At 36.6% G+C, this 17,375-nt stretch carries 9 protein-coding genes; 2 read left to right on the forward strand and 7 right to left on the reverse strand.

The genetic code is table 11. From position 1 onward, the window contains the following. Positions 1-6: 6 nt before the first annotated feature. On the forward strand, positions 7-885 hold the full coding sequence (locus ALGA_RS02300; RefSeq protein WP_096427764.1) for an AraC family transcriptional regulator: 879 nt from the start codon (positions 7-9) through the stop codon (positions 883-885). A gap of 81 nt (positions 886-966) precedes the next feature. Here ALGA_RS02300 and ALGA_RS02305 read toward each other — a convergent pair whose 3' ends face one another. Together ALGA_RS02305 and ALGA_RS02310 are read right to left on the reverse strand one after the other, a co-directional pair. After that, the gene (locus tag ALGA_RS02305) at positions 967-2,793 is read right to left on the reverse strand and encodes a RagB/SusD family nutrient uptake outer membrane protein (RefSeq protein ID WP_096427765.1); all 1,827 of its coding nucleotides are present in this window, start codon (positions 2,791-2,793) and stop codon (positions 967-969) included. Positions 2,794-2,844: 51 nt separating this feature from the next. After that, on the reverse strand, positions 2,845-5,913 hold the full coding sequence (locus tag ALGA_RS02310) for a SusC/RagA family TonB-linked outer membrane protein (protein ID WP_096427766.1): 3,069 nt from the start codon (positions 5,911-5,913) through the stop codon (positions 2,845-2,847). 300 nt (positions 5,914-6,213) lie between these two features. Between ALGA_RS02310 and ALGA_RS02315 the strand changes: the two genes are divergently transcribed. After that, positions 6,214-10,314, forward strand: coding sequence for a hybrid sensor histidine kinase/response regulator transcription factor (locus ALGA_RS02315; RefSeq protein ID WP_096427767.1), 4,101 nt, complete (start codon positions 6,214-6,216; stop codon positions 10,312-10,314). A 302-nt stretch (positions 10,315-10,616) separates the two neighbouring features. Here ALGA_RS02315 and ALGA_RS02325 read toward each other — a convergent pair whose 3' ends face one another. The 5 genes from ALGA_RS02325 to gluP form a co-directional block, all read right to left on the reverse strand. Beyond that, positions 10,617-11,570, reverse strand: coding sequence for an ROK family protein (locus ALGA_RS02325; protein WP_096427769.1), 954 nt, complete (start codon positions 11,568-11,570; stop codon positions 10,617-10,619). A 208-nt stretch (positions 11,571-11,778) separates the two neighbouring features. Next, the gene (locus ALGA_RS02330; RefSeq protein WP_162845370.1) at positions 11,779-12,426 is read right to left on the reverse strand and encodes a carbohydrate-binding family 9-like protein; all 648 of its coding nucleotides are present in this window, start codon (positions 12,424-12,426) and stop codon (positions 11,779-11,781) included. 69 nt (positions 12,427-12,495) lie between these two features. Next, entirely contained in the window at positions 12,496-14,823 is a 2,328-nt protein-coding gene (locus tag ALGA_RS02335; protein ID WP_096427771.1) for a glucosamine-6-phosphate isomerase, read from the reverse strand. A 138-nt stretch (positions 14,824-14,961) separates the two neighbouring features. Beyond that, a complete protein-coding gene (locus ALGA_RS02340) occupies positions 14,962-16,065 on the reverse strand; it encodes a phosphotransferase enzyme family protein (protein ID WP_096427772.1) in 1,104 nt (367 codons plus the stop codon). A 57-nt stretch (positions 16,066-16,122) separates the two neighbouring features. Then, positions 16,123-17,346, reverse strand: a complete 1,224-nt coding sequence (gluP, locus tag ALGA_RS02345) for a glucose/galactose MFS transporter (RefSeq protein ID WP_197705682.1) — start codon at positions 17,344-17,346, stop codon at positions 16,123-16,125. Positions 17,347-17,375 lie beyond the last annotated feature (29 nt).

Genomic DNA, 17,375 nt, shown 5'->3' on the forward strand with positions numbered 1-17,375 from the left:
TATCAAATGAAAAAGAAAGAGGGCTTTACAGGTCAACGAACAGTTATTATTCCTCAATTCATTCTCAACGAACTTCGTAATGATGAATTAGGGTGTCAACTCTATCTGAGTGATATAGGATTTTATCCATATGCTAAATCACACCAACGTTCGCGAAATGAAGGATGCAAGCAAAATATATTTATTTACTGTACCCAAGGAGAAGGTTGGCTTTCTATTGCTGGTAAAATAACACCTATTAAAGCCAATCAGTATTTCATTATCCCCGAAGGAACTCCCCATGACTACGGAAGCAACAACAATAATCCATGGAGTATTTACTGGTTACACTACTCCGGGCATTTAGCAACTCATTTTGATGATCCCTCAGGAAAAGTTAAAATAAAAAATATTCCTATTGTAGCAATGACTAACGATAGAATTCAACTTTTTGAGGAAATCATTCAAAACCTGGAAATGGGTTATAGTCAGGAAAATCTATATTATGCCAATATCTGTTTGTGGCACTTTTTAGCTTCTTTCAAATATCCGAGTCAATTTGGACAAATACGAACAAAACCTGAAAAAGATCTGATTGAAACCTCAATCATTTATATGCGTGAAAATCTATCAAATAAACTAAATCTTGAAACTCTTGCAAGCCACTCGGGACTCTCGCCCTCCCATTATTCAATGCTATTTCGACATAAAACAAAACGTCCGCCCATGGACTATCTCATTCATTTACGCATACAAAAGGCCTGTCAGATACTTGATGCTACAAAGCGTCGTATTAATGACGTGGGTAATCATGTTGGATATGAAGATCCTTATTACTTCTCTCGTATCTTCAAAAAAGTTGTCGGGATCTCTCCTGCACAATATCGTAAAGAACCAAAAGGGTAAACCAAAATCCACTAAAGTAAAAAGGTGCTTTACAGTGTTATTTAAACACCTTAAGGCACCTTTTAATAATCACACTACTAACTAATAACCATCATTTTGTATAATATCTGGATTTTTATCCATCGTTAAGGTTGGAATCGGCATCAACATCAATCGAGGTGCCCAAACTTTATTAGCACTATTGTTTCCAATAGGATCTAAGGTTTGACCATTCATCACAACACTTGCTGCCTGATCGCCTTTTATTCCACCATTACGTTCAGAATCCTCATAAAGACGAATATCAAAATAACGCAGACCTTCTCCAGCTAATTCAACACGTCTTTCACGACGGATAAAATTAACACCAGCATCTTTACCTAAACCGGCAGGCACATTTGGCATTCCGCAACGAGTACGTAATTCATTTAAGACACCAGAAACACTTCCGTCAAAGCCTGTTGTTTGAGTGTGGGCTTCTGCATAGATCAAATACATCTCTGCTAAACGAATTACCGGAAAATCTGCTCCACTCATATGGTAAGCATCGCCCCATACTGAGGCAACATCATCACCACCACTCATTTTACGAAAAACAAAACCGGTTTGTCCGTAATTGTTATTATCATGCCTGTATTCAAAATAACTGTCATCAACAAAGGTATTTACCGCCGAAAAAGGAAAAACTATTGAAGCATACATTCTACTATCGCGGTTAAGAAATTGCTGCATGTATTTTTTATTAGCCAATTCATCTTTAATCGTTGAAACGGCATCACTAAATGAGATATTATCCTCTACCGTACTTTCATTGCCATCGGCACCATTCTGAATGGTTCTAACTTCGCTCTTTAAGGCTTTAAAATCTTCTACACGACTAGTAATTGGTGACAGAGCAGGTTTTGTTTTTCCATCACCCATCCAGTAAACGTCAACCAAGTCTTGAATTGGAGCAATAGTTGCCCAACCTTGCTTGCTCGTTAAATTTGGAGACAAGAAAGAAGTTACAGGGTTAAAATCGCCAAAATCCTCATTTGCCGCATATTCTTTTGCCAGTATTGTTTCTGTATTACCATCTACATGCCACAAGTTCATGTAGTTAAAAACCCCTTTAATGAACGCATTCTCATCAATACCTAATTGATCAAAATCTACCAATGATTTAAAAAATTCAGCATCCTTTTTCATCTCATCAGTTAATTCTCCAATGGTGTAAAGTTGGTAACCCCCGTTATCAATAACGTATTTCGCGGCACCTTCAGCAGCTGTGTAATCACCAAAATAGTAAGCTGAACGAGCCTTTAATGCATAAGCTATAGACTTTGTAAAACGACCAGGGTCATTTACTTCCGGAAGTAAAGCAATTGCTTCGTCGAACTCCTGAAGAATCCATGCGCGAACCTCTTCTTTTGGTTCTCTAGTTAAAATTTCAAATTCATTCTCAACAGTTTTCACCAAGGAAATATCACCATAAAACAGAGTCAAATTTGTATAATGCCAAGCTCTCATAACACGAGCTTCACTTTTATACTTGCTGCGAAGTGCCTCATCAACCTTGTCAAACTCATCAACCTTATTAATAATCAGGTTACAAACTCTTACAGAACCATAGGTATTGCCCATATCACCATAATTCTTCCATTCTCCATATCCAAAACTTTCAGATCCGGAAACGGTATTCGTTTGAATTTTAGCTCCGTGACTATCCCAGGAATTACGTGAATAACCATTGTCAGCGTATCCTTCATAAAAAGCAACATCAGAACCAATAACCTGGTTGTAGACTGAATTTCTTAAATTCTGTAATTGAGAGGCATCTACTTTTGATGGATCTAAAGACCCCTGTGGTGATTTATCCAGAAAATCATCTGAACAACCCGTCCCTATCAAAAGACTTGCACCAATAAAGAGTTTTATAATATTTTTCATATTTTATTTTTTTATATTGACATAACTCAAGGGCTATGTTGTTATCACTAATTAAAACGTAACCGAAACTCCTGATGTAAATGTTTTTACACCCAACTGAGCTCCACGTCCTGAAGATCTTTCAGGATCGAAATCCTTCATACGGTGATCACCTCTAATTGTAAAAGGATTATCGGCTGATAAATAAACTCTTACTTTGTTAAGACCAACTTTTCGTGCAAGTTCCTTAGAGATATTATAGCTTAATGAGATATTCTTGATCCGGAAATAAGAAGCATCAAACAACCAATATGAAGACATTTTGTTATTGTATGTGTACCGGTCATCTGTTTCTCTAAATAACTTTGGATAATTAGCATTTTGATTTGTTACTGTCCAGTTATCCTTTTGCCAGTTACGAGGTACTGAATTATTAAAGAATGCCTGAGAAGCCTCATTATCCATATACATCTTTACTCCAGAAACACCCTGCCCTGTAACAGAAAGAGAGACATTCTTATAATTAAGCTCCAAATTTATACCATAAGTAAAATCAGGAACATCTTTTGCTACAATAGTTCTGTCCTTAGCATCAATTACACCATCTTCGTTTTGATCTACAAACTTTACCATACCAGCTTCCGGCATTTGTGTACCGTAAGGAATCAGATTACCAGCATCTTCATCTGCTGTAGAATAAAGCCCATCTGCCTCTAACATATAAAAAGACCCAACAGACTCACCTTTTTCTAAAATAAAATAACTATCAGGAGGTAATTGATCAACCTTATCACCAAGGTCTAATATTTCATTTTTGTTGTACGCTAAATTAAAACCAAACTGATAAGAAAAATCACCTATGTCTTTACGATGAGTCAAAGCCAATTCGATACCACGATTACGAACACTTCCAACATTCCGTGCAGGAACCTTATCACTACTTAATCCTGTTTCAGCATAAACATCCTCTGCTTGGATTAAGATATCATCAGTAATTCTGTTGTAAAGATCCATTGAAAACCCTAAAAGACCATTGCCAAAAATAGCATCAACTCCAAAGTTAGTAGTAGTAGCAGTCTCCCATGTTAAGTGAGGATTTCCAATACGTCCTTCAACTAAAGTTGGGAGAACGTTTCCGCTAACCAATGCTGTCCCACTTGCTTCGTAAGTTGAATAAGTATCATACAAACCAACATTGTTAATGTTACCATTCTGTCCCCAAGAAGCTCTCAGTTTTAAATTATCTAACCATTCTACATCAGTTAAAAATGCTTCTTGATCCATACGCCATCCTGCTGAGAATGATGGGAAATATCCCCAACGTCCTTCTTTAGCAAAACGGGAAGATGCATCAGCACGTAAATTAGCCTCAAATAGATATTTTTGATTGTAATTGTAAGTTAATCGTCCAAAATAAGACAGTGTACTTGATTCTTGTACATCCCCCTCTGTTGTCAATTGCTTTTCTGGATCTCTGGATCCTCCATCTAAAGCATTCATCTCATTACTGGCAAAATCTTTCCGTCCAACCTTTAAATTCTTAAAAGTATAGGTGTCGGCATGTATTCCGGCCATAGCAGAAATATTATGAACCTCATTTAAAGTCTTTTCATAATTTACCCATCCATCGTAATTCAATTTCTCTGAATACTGCCAATTCACATCCATCTGATTCACATCCGATTCAGTACCTGAAATAAGTCCAGAGGAAGGATTCAGAAAACTAGGAACACCTTCTTTTTTATTCTGAAAAGAAAATCCTCTGTAATCCCAGTACCTATAACCAACTTGATTACTGATCTTTAAACCTTCCATCGGAGTGATTTCTGCTGTCATTGAACCCAAAAGATGTTTGGTGTCAGAATTAGCGCGGCCACCTTCTTCCAGGGTTCTAAGAGGATTAGCATTAATCTGTGCAGGAGAAGCCATAGAATTATCACGAACCGATCCCCAGTCTCCATTGGTGTGTTTCGCTACTTGCGTTGGAGGAACACGTAAAAACTCAGTTAGTGCAGCATATCCCTTCTCTCTTTCGTATTTTTTATAAATAAAATTCACATTAGAGGTAACAGTCAACCAGGGCTTTAATTTCGAAGTCGTTTTCGATGAAAAATTATAACGATTAGTTGCTTCTCCAGGAGTGAAAGTTTCGTTTCTTAAAAAACCCAAACCAAAAGCATATGTTGTTTTATCACCACCTCCAGAAAACAACATGTTGTGCTTTGTGAAAAGAGCTTTATCATCCAATACTTCATCAAACCAATTGGTATTTGGATAACGATCAAGATCTGTACCTGCCTTGTAGTTTGCTACATCTTCAGCACTAAAGCGCAAACCATCTTCACCAACACCACTATTTAACTCCGAAGTACGATACATTTCAGCATAAGTCCATGAATCAACAACTTCAGGTGTATAAGTAGAAGTGCTAAATCCTACAGATCCATTGTAGACCACTTGCAACTTCCCTTTGGTTCCTGTTTTAGTAGTCACTAAAACAACCCCATAAGCAGCTTTTGCCCCATATATAGCAGCCGAAGAAGCATCCTTTAAGAAGGAAAGATTCTCAATAACACTTGGGTCCATATTGCTAAAAAAATCAGAACTCACTTCGATACCATCCACAATATAAAGAGGAGAAGATGAACCTAAATTACCACGTCCACGAATATTGATTGAAGTCCCACCTGGGCGAGAGATAATAGTTACTCCTGGAATTGCTCCCTGAAGTGATTTCAAGATGTTTTCGGATGGTCTATCCTCAATTTTCTTTGCATCAATAGAAACTACAGACCCAGTCATATTTACCTTTTTCTGTGTTCCATAACCAACTACAACAAGCTCGTCAAGCAATTCTGTTTCCTCTTCCATGGTACAATTAATAACAGAAGATGACGCAGTAATCGTTTGCGTTTTAAATCCCATGAAAGAAAACTCAAGTACATCTCCCATGCTACATGTTAATTCGTAAGCTCCATCAAAATCAGTGGAAACTCCATTAATGGTTCCTTTTACAATGATATTGACTCCAGGAAGAGGAAGTCCACTATTATCCAGAACCGTTCCTTTAATGACTGAGCTCTGAGCATGCAAAGACATACCTATTAAACAGAGACAAATAGTCAATAAGATGTTTTTCATAAATTTTAAAATTAAGTTAGAAATATATTTAATTTAGGGATTCGAAATAACGCCCCCTTTCTTATTATAGCACTGGTTGCTACTGGTCGTCACTTCTATAGTTTCAAAATTGACTAATAGTCTTTGTAATAAAGCAGAAATTTTAGTCTAATAGGGGGAAATTTTCACAATCCTTCATAAACAGCGAGTTTGCAAGATATTCATTTTAAGATTTAAGAATAACTTCATCGTGCTTTTATTGTGATTATTCTAGGCATAACTGTATTTTTACCATGACCAAAATGTAGAAACGAATTCATCATGCTTAAATTTAAATTGTATATCACTAAATCTATTCTTCTAATAATAGCTTGCAATACTTTTCTCCTTTCATATGCAGATGACCCCACAAACTTTATCCATGTAATAGCAGAGGTAGGTCAACAGCAAACTATTGCCACAAGCGTTGTTGAAGATTCACTTGGCTATCTGTGGCTCAATTCTCAGACAGGCATTCTACGCTTTGACGGATATGATTACCGTCAATATTCAAACAGTGAAATATTTGGTAAGGATGCATCTTCAACCTCAATTCTAGACTTATCAAAAGATTCTCATGGTAACATATGGTGTGTATCTAAAAAAGGATCAATATCCAAACTGATGCCATCAGAAAAGTTTGTACCACAATATTCCAGTATTACAAAGTTGGCTGAGAATCAAAGCTTGGAGTCATTAAAGATTGGTTCATCGAGACTTTGGTTAGGCAGCAATTTCGGAACTGTAATTGGTCAATCTTTTGCAGATTCAACAATTATTAGCTTTGACATTTACTCATCCGGTGAAACTATTACCTCTATCGCTGAAGGAAAAGATAATACTGTATGGTTCAGTACCAACAAAGGCCGGATCTTTAAGGGAAATACATCAACTATGGCCCTAACAGAACTAAAAGGACCTTTCAGTAATCCCTTTAACACAATCATTTTAAGCAACGATAAAAATGGAAATCTTTGGATTGGAACAGAACTTTACGGATTGTTCTTCTATGACTTAAAAACTGAAACCTACGAACATTTTTACAACAAAGCCAAGACTTCACATTTCGTTCCAACCAATATGATCATTCGCATTTTTTGCGACAGTAAAGGAATCATTTGGGCAGGTACGGATGGTGGCGGACTTTACCGAGTGAATCCGAAAACAAAAGAAGTGAGAAGATATACTCATTCTAAAACCAATAAATTTTCGTTACAGAGCAATACGATTATAGGACTGGGAGAAACAAACAACAATGACATTTGGATATTCACAAATTATGGCAATATCAATATCTTACTCAGTGAATCATTTACTTTTGGATATTTTAGTGGCAGTATTTCCGGTTCTCCTACAAGAGTTCTATCCATATTAAAATGTAAAAATGGCAATCTTTGGATTGGTACCGATGGAGAAGGAATCACCATAATTGATAACACAGGAAAAGCAATTCAGCAATTCATTGCAAAAACCAACACGGCCAATGGCCTGACCGGAGATTACATACAAACAATAGTTGAGGACGAAAAACAAAACAAATGGATTGGAACTTACCTTAACGGATTACTCCATTACGATACAAAGACAAATAAATTCTCATCGATAAAAACAGTAAATAAGGTCGGACAGATAGCTACAGATATCAGGTCTTTATTCATCGACAGTAAAAATAGAATTTGGGTTGGCAGCAATGTGGGGATATCTGTCTACTCACTATCTGACAAACAAATAGCCTTTTATCCGCACAATAAAAACGGTCTTAAAGGAAGTATCGCAGAGGTCTTTTTGAAAGATGAAAACAATCAGATTTGGATAGGAATGGTTGACGGTGGATTGTTCTTATTTCAAGAGGAAAAAACATTGGAAGATTCCTTTTTCATCCCTTTTCAATTAGTAAATACTGAAAATAAGGTTGAGAATAGTATAAGTCATGGTGCTTCAGATGATCAAGGAAATCTCTATTTTGTAAATTCTTATTCCAAACTACTTAAATTCAATACTAAGGAAAAAAAAACAAAACCTATTATCGGATTTAGTGATGAAGAGATTCACGGAGTAGTAGCTGTGATTGCTGAAGACAGCTCTAATTTATGGGTTTCACGAATAAACGGTATTTCTCATCTGGATCTTTCAACAGGTCACAGTTATTTTTATTCATGGAAAAACGGAACATTAAAAAATCGCTTTCTTTCAGGAAGTGCTGCCAAAGATAAAGATGGTATCCTCTATTTTGGAGGTGTGGGAGGATTAAATCATTTTGATCCGGCCCGAATAAAAAAAACAAAAATGGAGTTACGGCTTCGCATTAATCAGCTTAAAATTGTTAACAGAGATGCGGAAGAATTAATTCCTGAACAACTTTCCGTTGGGATAGAGCAAATCAAAACTTTAAAGCTCAATCATAAGCAAACCTCTTTTTCTTTTCAATTCTCAGTAATAAACGATCACCTGGATCCAAACTATTTTTATGCCTACCGACTTAAAGGATTTGATAAAGACTGGATCACAACTAAAAACACACGGGTGGCTACTTATACAAATATCCCTTATGGCAATTATACGTTTGAAGTAAAAGCAGGAACTAAAAGAAAGCTTTGGGATATTCAGACTCAAACAATAGAGCTTAAAATCCTCCCCCCATTTTGGCTAAGATGGTGGGCTTATTTGATTTATACAATTCTGTTTTTAATCATCAGTTTTTTTATAATTCGCTACTCCATTATGTGGGCACGATTAAAGAAAAAATTATTTTTGAAAGAACTGCAAAATGAGAAAAACAAGGAGTTATATGAATTGAAGATGAATTTCTTCGCGAAAATGTCGCACGAAATTCAAACGCCTTTAACCCTGATTCTTTCACCCATCGAAAATATGATTGAACGTGCAGAGGGGAATCTCTTACTTCGACAGCGCCTGCAGGTTATTAAGAACAATGCCAACCGATTATCGCGGATTGCAATGGAATTGATGACAGTTCGAAATAAAGAATTGGGAAAATTGAAAATCAGCGTCAGCGAGAATAACATTATAAAAGATATAAATAATACGGCCCTTTCTTTTATGGAACATGCCAGGTTCAAGCAAATTGATTTTAGTGTGGAAGGAATTGAAAAAGAAGAAATTCTGCTTTGGTATGATCGGCAAAAACTAGAACATGTAATTTACAATCTATTGGCCAATGCCTTCAAATTTACACCGCGGGAAGGAAAAATAATATTAGCCATTAACGAGAATATTGAAGAAAGAAAGGTCGAAATAAAAATAATTGATACCGGCATTGGTATTCCGGGCAATGAACTCACAAATATCTTTAATCTTTTCTATCAATCGAAAGATGGAAAAGCAATTGGCGGAACTGGAATTGGCCTGGCTTTAAGTCAAGAATTGATTCTCCTGCACAAAGGAAAGATCACGGTAGAATCAGAACATCATAAAGGAACAACGTTTACCCTATCAATTCCAACTGGCAATCAGCATTTCAGACAGGAAGAAATTGCCTACCATGAATCCAACAAGGAAGAAATAAATGAAAAACCAATTCTGCCTTCAAATTTAAATGAGGGATTAAAAGAATTGATTCCTGATGAAAACAAAAAAAACATTTTGATTGTTGAAGACAATTATGAAATGTTGATGTTTCTGGAAGATAGCTTTAAGATTTTATACAATGTAAGAGTTGCACAGAACGGACAGGAGGCTATAGACTGCCTGTCTGATTACAAAGCGGATATTATTTTAAGTGATGTAATGATGCCAATCATGGACGGAATTACACTGTGCAAAAATTTAAAAGAGAAAAAATGCACTCGTCACATTCCAATTATATTACTGACAACAAAAAATACGACAAGTTCTAAACTGGAAGGTCTGAAGTTTGGCGCGATAGAATATATTAACAAACCATTTAATGTAAAAGAGCTCTTATTAAAAGTAAATAACATTTTAGATGCGCAAAAAAGAGTAATCGAACAATATCGTGCTGAGATTCTTACAGATTGCAAAAAACTGGAAGTAGAATCACCAGATGAAAAGTTCATTGAATCGGTTCTTCTGGAAATGGAAAAGAACTTTGAGGATCCGGAGTTTAGATTGGAAGAACTAGCCGTGAGTTTAAACATGAGCTATTCCAACATCTATAGAAAATTCCAGTCTTTAACTGACAAGACTCTAGTCGATTTCATGCGTTCATTTCGTCTACAAAAGACTATCCCTTTGTTAGTTAATTACAATTTCACTATATCAGAAATAGCTTTTAGGGTAGGCTTTAACGATCCTAAATATTTTTCCAAATGCTTTAAGAAAGAATATCAAAAAACACCAAAGCAATACAAACTGGAACATGAGTCAATGAGATGCTCAGGTAACTTAAACCCCGATAAATAAATTCCTGCCTAAACATAGATTTCTTCTGTTCTTCCTTTCATCTTTCCTTTTTGCCCTTGTATTTATTGCAAGCCTTAAAGGCTTTGATTATTCGAATTCCTACGATGATCAGCTTACACTGTAAAAGAAATAAGTCGGAAAAAAATGATGAATTCGGATTTGTATTTGGAACCAAAATCTTATGTGATCGGAGCGGTTGCAGTTTTCAAAATAAATACCCAAACCAGAAAGTAGTCAGAAATAAAAAAACCGTTTCATTACTTTATGAAACGGCCTTACCAATAAAGTATTTATTGTGATTATTATACCTGATCGTTCCATATTAAAGCTGACGCTCCTAAAACTGCAGCATCATCGCCTAATTCTGAAGGCAACAGACTAATTTTATTTTTATATAGGAACAATAAATTCTTCTCCATTGCCTCACGGACAGGTTCAAAAATAAGCTCTCCAGCCTTTGCCAGTCCTCCAAAAAAGAATATAGCTTTAGGACTAGTAACCGAAGCTACATTTGCCAAAGCTTCCCCTAACATTTTGCCCGTATAGGCAAACACTTCCATCGCCAGTAAATCTCCGTCATTGGCCGCATCAGCAACCATTTTTGCAGTCAATTTATTAAACGGAATTTCTCGCAAAGAACTATCACCCAAATGTTTTGCCAACATCTTATACACAGTTCGTTTTACTCCGGTGGCCGATACATAGGTCTCCAAACACCCTCTTCGTCCACAACCACATTCCCGGCCTTCAGGTCTCACAATAATGTGTCCAACTTCTCCGGCAAATCCATCATGTCCGTAAAGCAAATCGCCGTTTACAACAATACCACTTCCCAAACCAGTACCCAGAGTAATAACCATATAGTCAGCCATATTTTTTGCACCTCCAAATATACGCTCACCCAAAGCCGCAGCATTGGCATCATTGGTAAGTTTTACAGGTACATTCATGCGTTCCTTCACCAAACGGGAAATTTCCAGCAATCCTTTCCACCTTAAATTGGCGGCATTTTCGATTGTGCCGGTATGAAAATTTCCATTTGGAGCTCCAATACCTATCCCTATTAGGTTAAGATCTTCACTTGAATCTTCAATCGTCTTATCCATTAGATTACACAAGTCATTCAGGAAATCCTCAAATCGTTCTTGGTCCTGAGTAGGAAGATTTCCATTTCCCCATGATTTTCCGTTTGCATCAATACATGAAAAAAATGTATTGGTTCCTCCTATATCTATACCTACTGCTATATCTGCCATGACAATTTATTCTAATTTGCTTTCAAATAAAAATGAACGTAGTAGTACTCCGGTTATTGGAGTAGTAGTACTCTTGGTATCGGAGTAGTCTACTACGGTTCTAGTCGTGGTACTACTCCTAATTGTTGGTCGTGAAAAGTAAACTTATTGATGCCGAACACAGTAAGTCTGATACCAAAATTACATAGTAAGACTATTCTTCTTTTTGTTAATTTTCGAATTTCAACTTTCCGAATGATGACGGTATATGAAAATCAGGATCTTTAGAATCAGGTTTTACCCATGAAATCCATCTTAAATCTGCTTCTACTTGTCCTTCAGGTAATTTCATACAGTACCCACGGTACAAACCTGCTTCCAATACACGATCTTTTAATAAACCCAAACCTTCCAGTGAAGATAGCTTTATAGCTCCTTCCACTGCATAACCGTTTGTATTTTCCGAAGCTTTTACATCCAGATTTTTAGATTCGGGCCACGACCATTCATAATCAAAATCGCGGTAATAGCGGGTTACGTAATCTAAAACTCTACCACGAGCGTCCATCTCCAAGCAATAATATGGATTCAGTTTCTCGTCTTGTCTAAAAAATATCTCAATGCGATCGCTGTGAACTACCTCCATTTTGTGATCTTCATCAACGAAAGTAAGTACATTATCATCTTCTACATCGAAACGAAAATACAAATACTCATCATCATGCAAAGCTCTGAAATTGGTTTTGGGAGCTTTCTGATTTTCCCATGGATAAGAGAAATCTGAATTCACATTAGCCATTTCCCAAACAGGATGCATTTCTTGTCCTGTAATTGTCAAATAACCTTGTTTTATTCGTTTTACGATATATTCTTTCATAATCATTCAGATAAAAAAAATGGACCAGAGGACAAAAAGTCCTCCGATCCGGGTATTTATGTGTGGTAGTTAAAACGGATTTTCTTCAACTGCTTTTTCAAGATCTTGTGCCATAGCAACAAACTCGTCGACAGTCATCTCCTTCATATAAACCAGACCATGAGTAGCACGTACCAATGGATGATTGTTTTCGTAGAAGAAATTCTTGCCTAACAGCAATTGAATTTGTTTCAACTGCTGAACCCAAATTTTTTGAGTTAACTCGTTGAATTTGCCATCGTACTCATAACTTGGAAAGGATGCATTTACCTGACTTAAATAACTTTCGCTAAATGAGTTTTCCATAACATCAAGAGCATTCAGTGAAACCGGCACAATAGAATCGGCTTCGGAAGGATGGTATTTAAACCAAACATTTCGGTAACCAATAATTCGAAGTTTCGATAAATCTTCCTCTTCTTTCCACTCCTTAACTGCACCAGCAATAGCTTGCAATACTTTATAATGTGTATCCGGTCCACTTCCTTCCGGATCCATTGCCAAACTAATAATTGTTGGCTTGTGTTTTCTAAATTCTTCCAGTACAGGAAGCATGTCTCTGTTCTTTTCAGGGCTTTCTGTAAACACATCACCTTTATAAAAGCCCAAACGCAAGTGATGAACATTTTTAACCGGAGTACCGAAGTGAGCCCAAACCAACTCCTCTTCAAACTCACGAATCATTCCTTTCATTTTCTGAACTTCAGGAGAATTTTTTCCTCCGTCGTAGCTATTTTCTAAATCGCTGATAATACTTGCGATTTCTTCAGTTAAATGTGATTTATTTCGAACACTCCAAACTTCAACAATGGAACGAATTACACGATGACACAAACCTCTTCGCTTTCCGTTTTGATTGCGGGCCGCAACTGAATTCAAGAAATGATACACATCTTTGTCCCACTTTTTGCTATATCCTACTTCGAAGAAATCAGGATAATCCAGCATTTGAATTTCACCTTTTGCAATATAATCCTGACATTCTTTCAACACACCAATTACAAAATCATTTGTAACCGCTGTAAAACCAGATGTAAGAACAGAAAAATGAACGTCGTTGGTTGCTGAACGCATCTGCCGGTTGGTGTATGGCATAATTCCCAGCATGATATCATCGTGATGAGGACCCGTATGATAAATTACCTCGTTGGTATCAGGTTTCATTCCCTTTTCCATCTTCTTTTTGATGGAATCGATAACAGTATGAACAGTTTCCGCATTCAAATTAGGAATCTGACTGGTGTAAGGATCAGCCTTTAAATCTTCCAAAGTTAAATGATGACCGTATTTATTGATTTTCTGACAAAGATCAATAATTGATCTTTCTGATTTTGAATGAGTCCACTCTCCTGTTTTATAAAACTGATTCACACTATCAGTCAACTTGCAGGCCGCACCCTTTGTTAAGTAAAAACGACTGTTTTTCTGACGCTGTAGCACCGAAGCTGGATAAATAGCATTTGGCGCACTTTCCAGTGATCCTTTTACAATCTCAGCTTTGGCTTCACCTGCAGCAAAAATAATGGAAACAGCATTTGAATCGTGAGTAATCGTATCCAAGCCAATGGTAATCACCAAACGGTTTCTTGATATTTCAATCCCGCCCAAATCACCTGCGGCAACTGCCTGTGTCTCGAAATTTGTTTTTGTTAATCGTGTAGTCGAAAAATGATCCGATCCTCGGGTGTTAAAGGCAATATGACCATCAGGGCCAAGTCCTCCCAAGAAAAAGCCGATGCCCCCTTTATCACGGATTTTTTGCTCATAAGAAGTACACCAGTTGTCAATCATGAAAATTGATTTCTGCTGCATCTCTTCCACAACACTTTTTGCTTCACGGTAACGAAGCGACAAATCAATATTGTAATCAGGAAAAACTTCCAGAAAATGCTTATTATCTACCAATGGAATTTCGTCTGAATTAATTAGCAATGAATTGGATATATCCAAGCCAAAACCATCAATATAGTATTTCATCACATAATTGTAGAAACTATTGTGCTGGCGCGGATCAATTGGATAAAACTCATCAATCTGAACAAACTGTAAACCACTCAAATCTGGTTTCGCCATGTTTCCAAGTCCATACTGACTGCGGATATCCATTCCTTTAGGCTTGTCCCAATTCTCAAGAAGAAACTGAGTGTACTTGATAAAATACTCTGGTGTTTTACCTGTTGGCAAACTAATAACTCCCTGAGGATTCTGTTCTGCCCACTCCAAAAACCGAAGAGAAGTCATCAAACCCAATTTCGGGAAATTATCTACCGTTACATAAGGTATTTTGGCTGTAATTTCCGGCACTCCAGATAATTCATGAAATGCTTGCTCTACTTTTGATGTAAAAATTGTTTTCATTTTCTTTTTATTTCTATAATCTCTTAACCTTACTCGTTTAAAACACTTCATTTTCGTGAGAAAACAACTGTTTGTTTTAAATTACGCTACCACACGATTAAATACCGGGTTCAGTATCAGAAACAAAAATCTTGTTTATTACACTGATAATTCTTTGCTGTATTTTGACACCACCTGCTTCATTTGCTCATATTGCTCTTCCATGCTTGTTAATAATTTGTATTGAGCATGAGTTCTAATCAAATTGTGCTGCGGTGCTTTTATTTTATAATAGTTATCCCCATCAATATAATCCATTAAGAATCGAAGAACCTGTTCGAAAGTGATGTATCTGGCCGAAAAAGCAAGATATTCCATTTCAAAAGCGGTCAAAAACGAAACTGTCTCTTCCAAATATCCTTTGGTATATGCCTTGAATATATCCATATCCATGCTCACACGATCCAAATTATCATCATCCTCTAAGCCAGTATTGGTATATGATCTCATAGAATCACCGTAATCATTCAGCACCGTACTATTCAAGACTGTATCCAAATCGATCACACACAAATCATTTCCCTCTTTATCAAAAAGAATATTGTTGATTTTGGTATCGTTATGAGTTACCCGTGTAGGGATCGTTCCATCCTCAACAAGAGTCCAGAATTCAAGCATTTCCTTACGGCGATCCTCAACCCAGGCAATCTCTTCAGTCAATTCAGCCTTACGGCCTGCAGGATCTTTTATCAACACTTCATCCCATTGCTTAAAACGAAATCTGATATTATGAAATCCAGGCAGAATATCGACCAATGGTTCTTTCATATCCGATAACATCGATTGAAATTTTCCGATTCCTTTACCTCCAGCATAAGCCAATTCAGGACTATCTGCTGCTTCGTATGTCAAATTATCTTTAATAAAAAGACACATCGCCCAAAACTCTCCTTCTTCATCTTTGAAATAAAGATCCCCAGTTTTAGTTGGTGTGATAGTCATTGCTTCACGCATGATATCTCCACCTTTAGCAGCAACCTTCTTTTTAAGGTGAGTTGTTACTTTTAAAATATTCCCCATCATACTAGGAACATCCTTAAATATATTCTTATTCTTGCGTTGGAATAAATAGTTTGGAGCTTCTTCCCCAACAGTCGTTACAATAAATGTATCGTTAATAAAACCTTCTCCAAGAGGTTTAATATCTGCTATTTCCCCTTCTATAGAGAATTTTAATGCTATTCCTTTTAAATTATCTGTCATATTTCATCTTTGAATGAGGGCACAAGAATCGTATTGCTCATGCCCAAATTGGACTTATTATTTTGTTCTTATTTTATGTCCTTTTAAACCGTAATAAAGAATATAAAGGAAACAAGGAACACAAACCCAATAGGCATTCTGTGCACCAACAGAATCCTTCATTAAACCGTAAATAGTTGGAATTAAAGCTCCACCAACAATAGCGATAACCATTAATGATGAACCTGCTTTGGTAAATTTACCCAAATCAGTCATTGCCAATGGCCATAAAGCAGGCCACATTAAGGAACATCCCAAAGCCATAAATGCGATGAAGAAAATCGATAAATCTTCAGGGGAAAACACAACCATTAATGATCCAAATAGAGCCAGAACAGCACAAATTCGCAAGGCTGTAGCCTGACTAAGATATTTAGGAATTAAGGCTGCACCACAGATATATCCAATAACCATACCTATAGGGGCAATCCATGCGTAATATTCCGGATTGGCCAAGCCAAGAGTTGTTGCATAATCAACCAAAGTTCCTAACGAAACAGTTTCAACTCCAACATATAGGAAAAGGGCAAGTACACCTAACAAAAGATGAGGAAACTGCCAAACCGATGTTTTATTTGCGGCATAAGGACAATCGTCTGCTGAATCTTCATCCTCTCCTACTGCTTTTACTTCCGGAAGTTTAGCCAATAGTGCCAATACACCTAGAAGAACAAAAACACCAATAATAATGTAAAAAGGTATGTTTATGTCAGTTAGTGATACATTTTCCACTTCTTTTCCAATAATCAAAGCCAAAAATAAAGGCGCAATTGGCCAGGCCAATTTATTTGCAATCCCCATATAGCTCATTCGCTTTGCGGCGCTTTCAATAGGTCCTAATATGGTAATATACGGATTCACAGAGGCCTGCAGGAAAGTATTTCCCATACCGCTAATGAACGAAGCCAGCAAAAACAGAGGCAGACTTTCCATTCTTGCAGATGGAATAAATAAATAAAAACCAACTGCAAACATGATAAAAGATAAAGCCATTGTTTTTTTATAACCTATTTTACCGATCACCAATGAAGCTGGATATCCAAAAATTAAAAACGCGGAGAAAGTAGCTGCAATCACTAAATATGATTCGGCAGAAGAAATATCCAAAGTTTTCTTTAAAAGCGGAATAATATAACTGTTTATCCCCAGTGCAAATCCAATTGCAAAAAACATTACTCCAACTATAACAAGAGGAATTACGTACCTGCTTACTTTAGTATCCACTACTTGTGCGCTTACCATAATTTTAAAAATTATAAGATTACTATTTA

Source organism: Labilibaculum antarcticum (genome assembly GCF_002356295.1).
Taxonomy (GTDB): domain Bacteria; phylum Bacteroidota; class Bacteroidia; order Bacteroidales; family Marinifilaceae; genus Labilibaculum; species Labilibaculum antarcticum.

Coding starts and splice junctions, on each gene's coding strand:
- ALGA_RS02330 (WP_162845370.1), bottom strand. CDS start 12,426: ATGAAAGAATATATCGTAAAACGAATAAAACAAGGTTATTTGACAATT.
- ALGA_RS02335 (WP_096427771.1), bottom strand. CDS start 14,823: ATGAAAACAATTTTTACATCAAAAGTAGAGCAAGCATTTCATGAATTA.
- gluP (WP_197705682.1), bottom strand. CDS start 17,346: ATGGTAAGCGCACAAGTAGTGGATACTAAAGTAAGCAGGTACGTAATT.
- ALGA_RS02325 (WP_096427769.1), bottom strand. CDS start 11,570: ATGGCAGATATAGCAGTAGGTATAGATATAGGAGGAACCAATACATTT.
- ALGA_RS02340 (WP_096427772.1), bottom strand. CDS start 16,065: ATGACAGATAATTTAAAAGGAATAGCATTAAAATTCTCTATAGAAGGG.
- ALGA_RS02310 (WP_096427766.1), bottom strand. CDS start 5,913: ATGAAAAACATCTTATTGACTATTTGTCTCTGTTTAATAGGTATGTCT.
- ALGA_RS02315 (WP_096427767.1), top strand. CDS start 6,214: ATGCTTAAATTTAAATTGTATATCACTAAATCTATTCTTCTAATAATA.
- ALGA_RS02300 (WP_096427764.1), top strand. CDS start 7: ATGAAAAAGAAAGAGGGCTTTACAGGTCAACGAACAGTTATTATTCCT.
- ALGA_RS02305 (WP_096427765.1), bottom strand. CDS start 2,793: ATGAAAAATATTATAAAACTCTTTATTGGTGCAAGTCTTTTGATAGGG.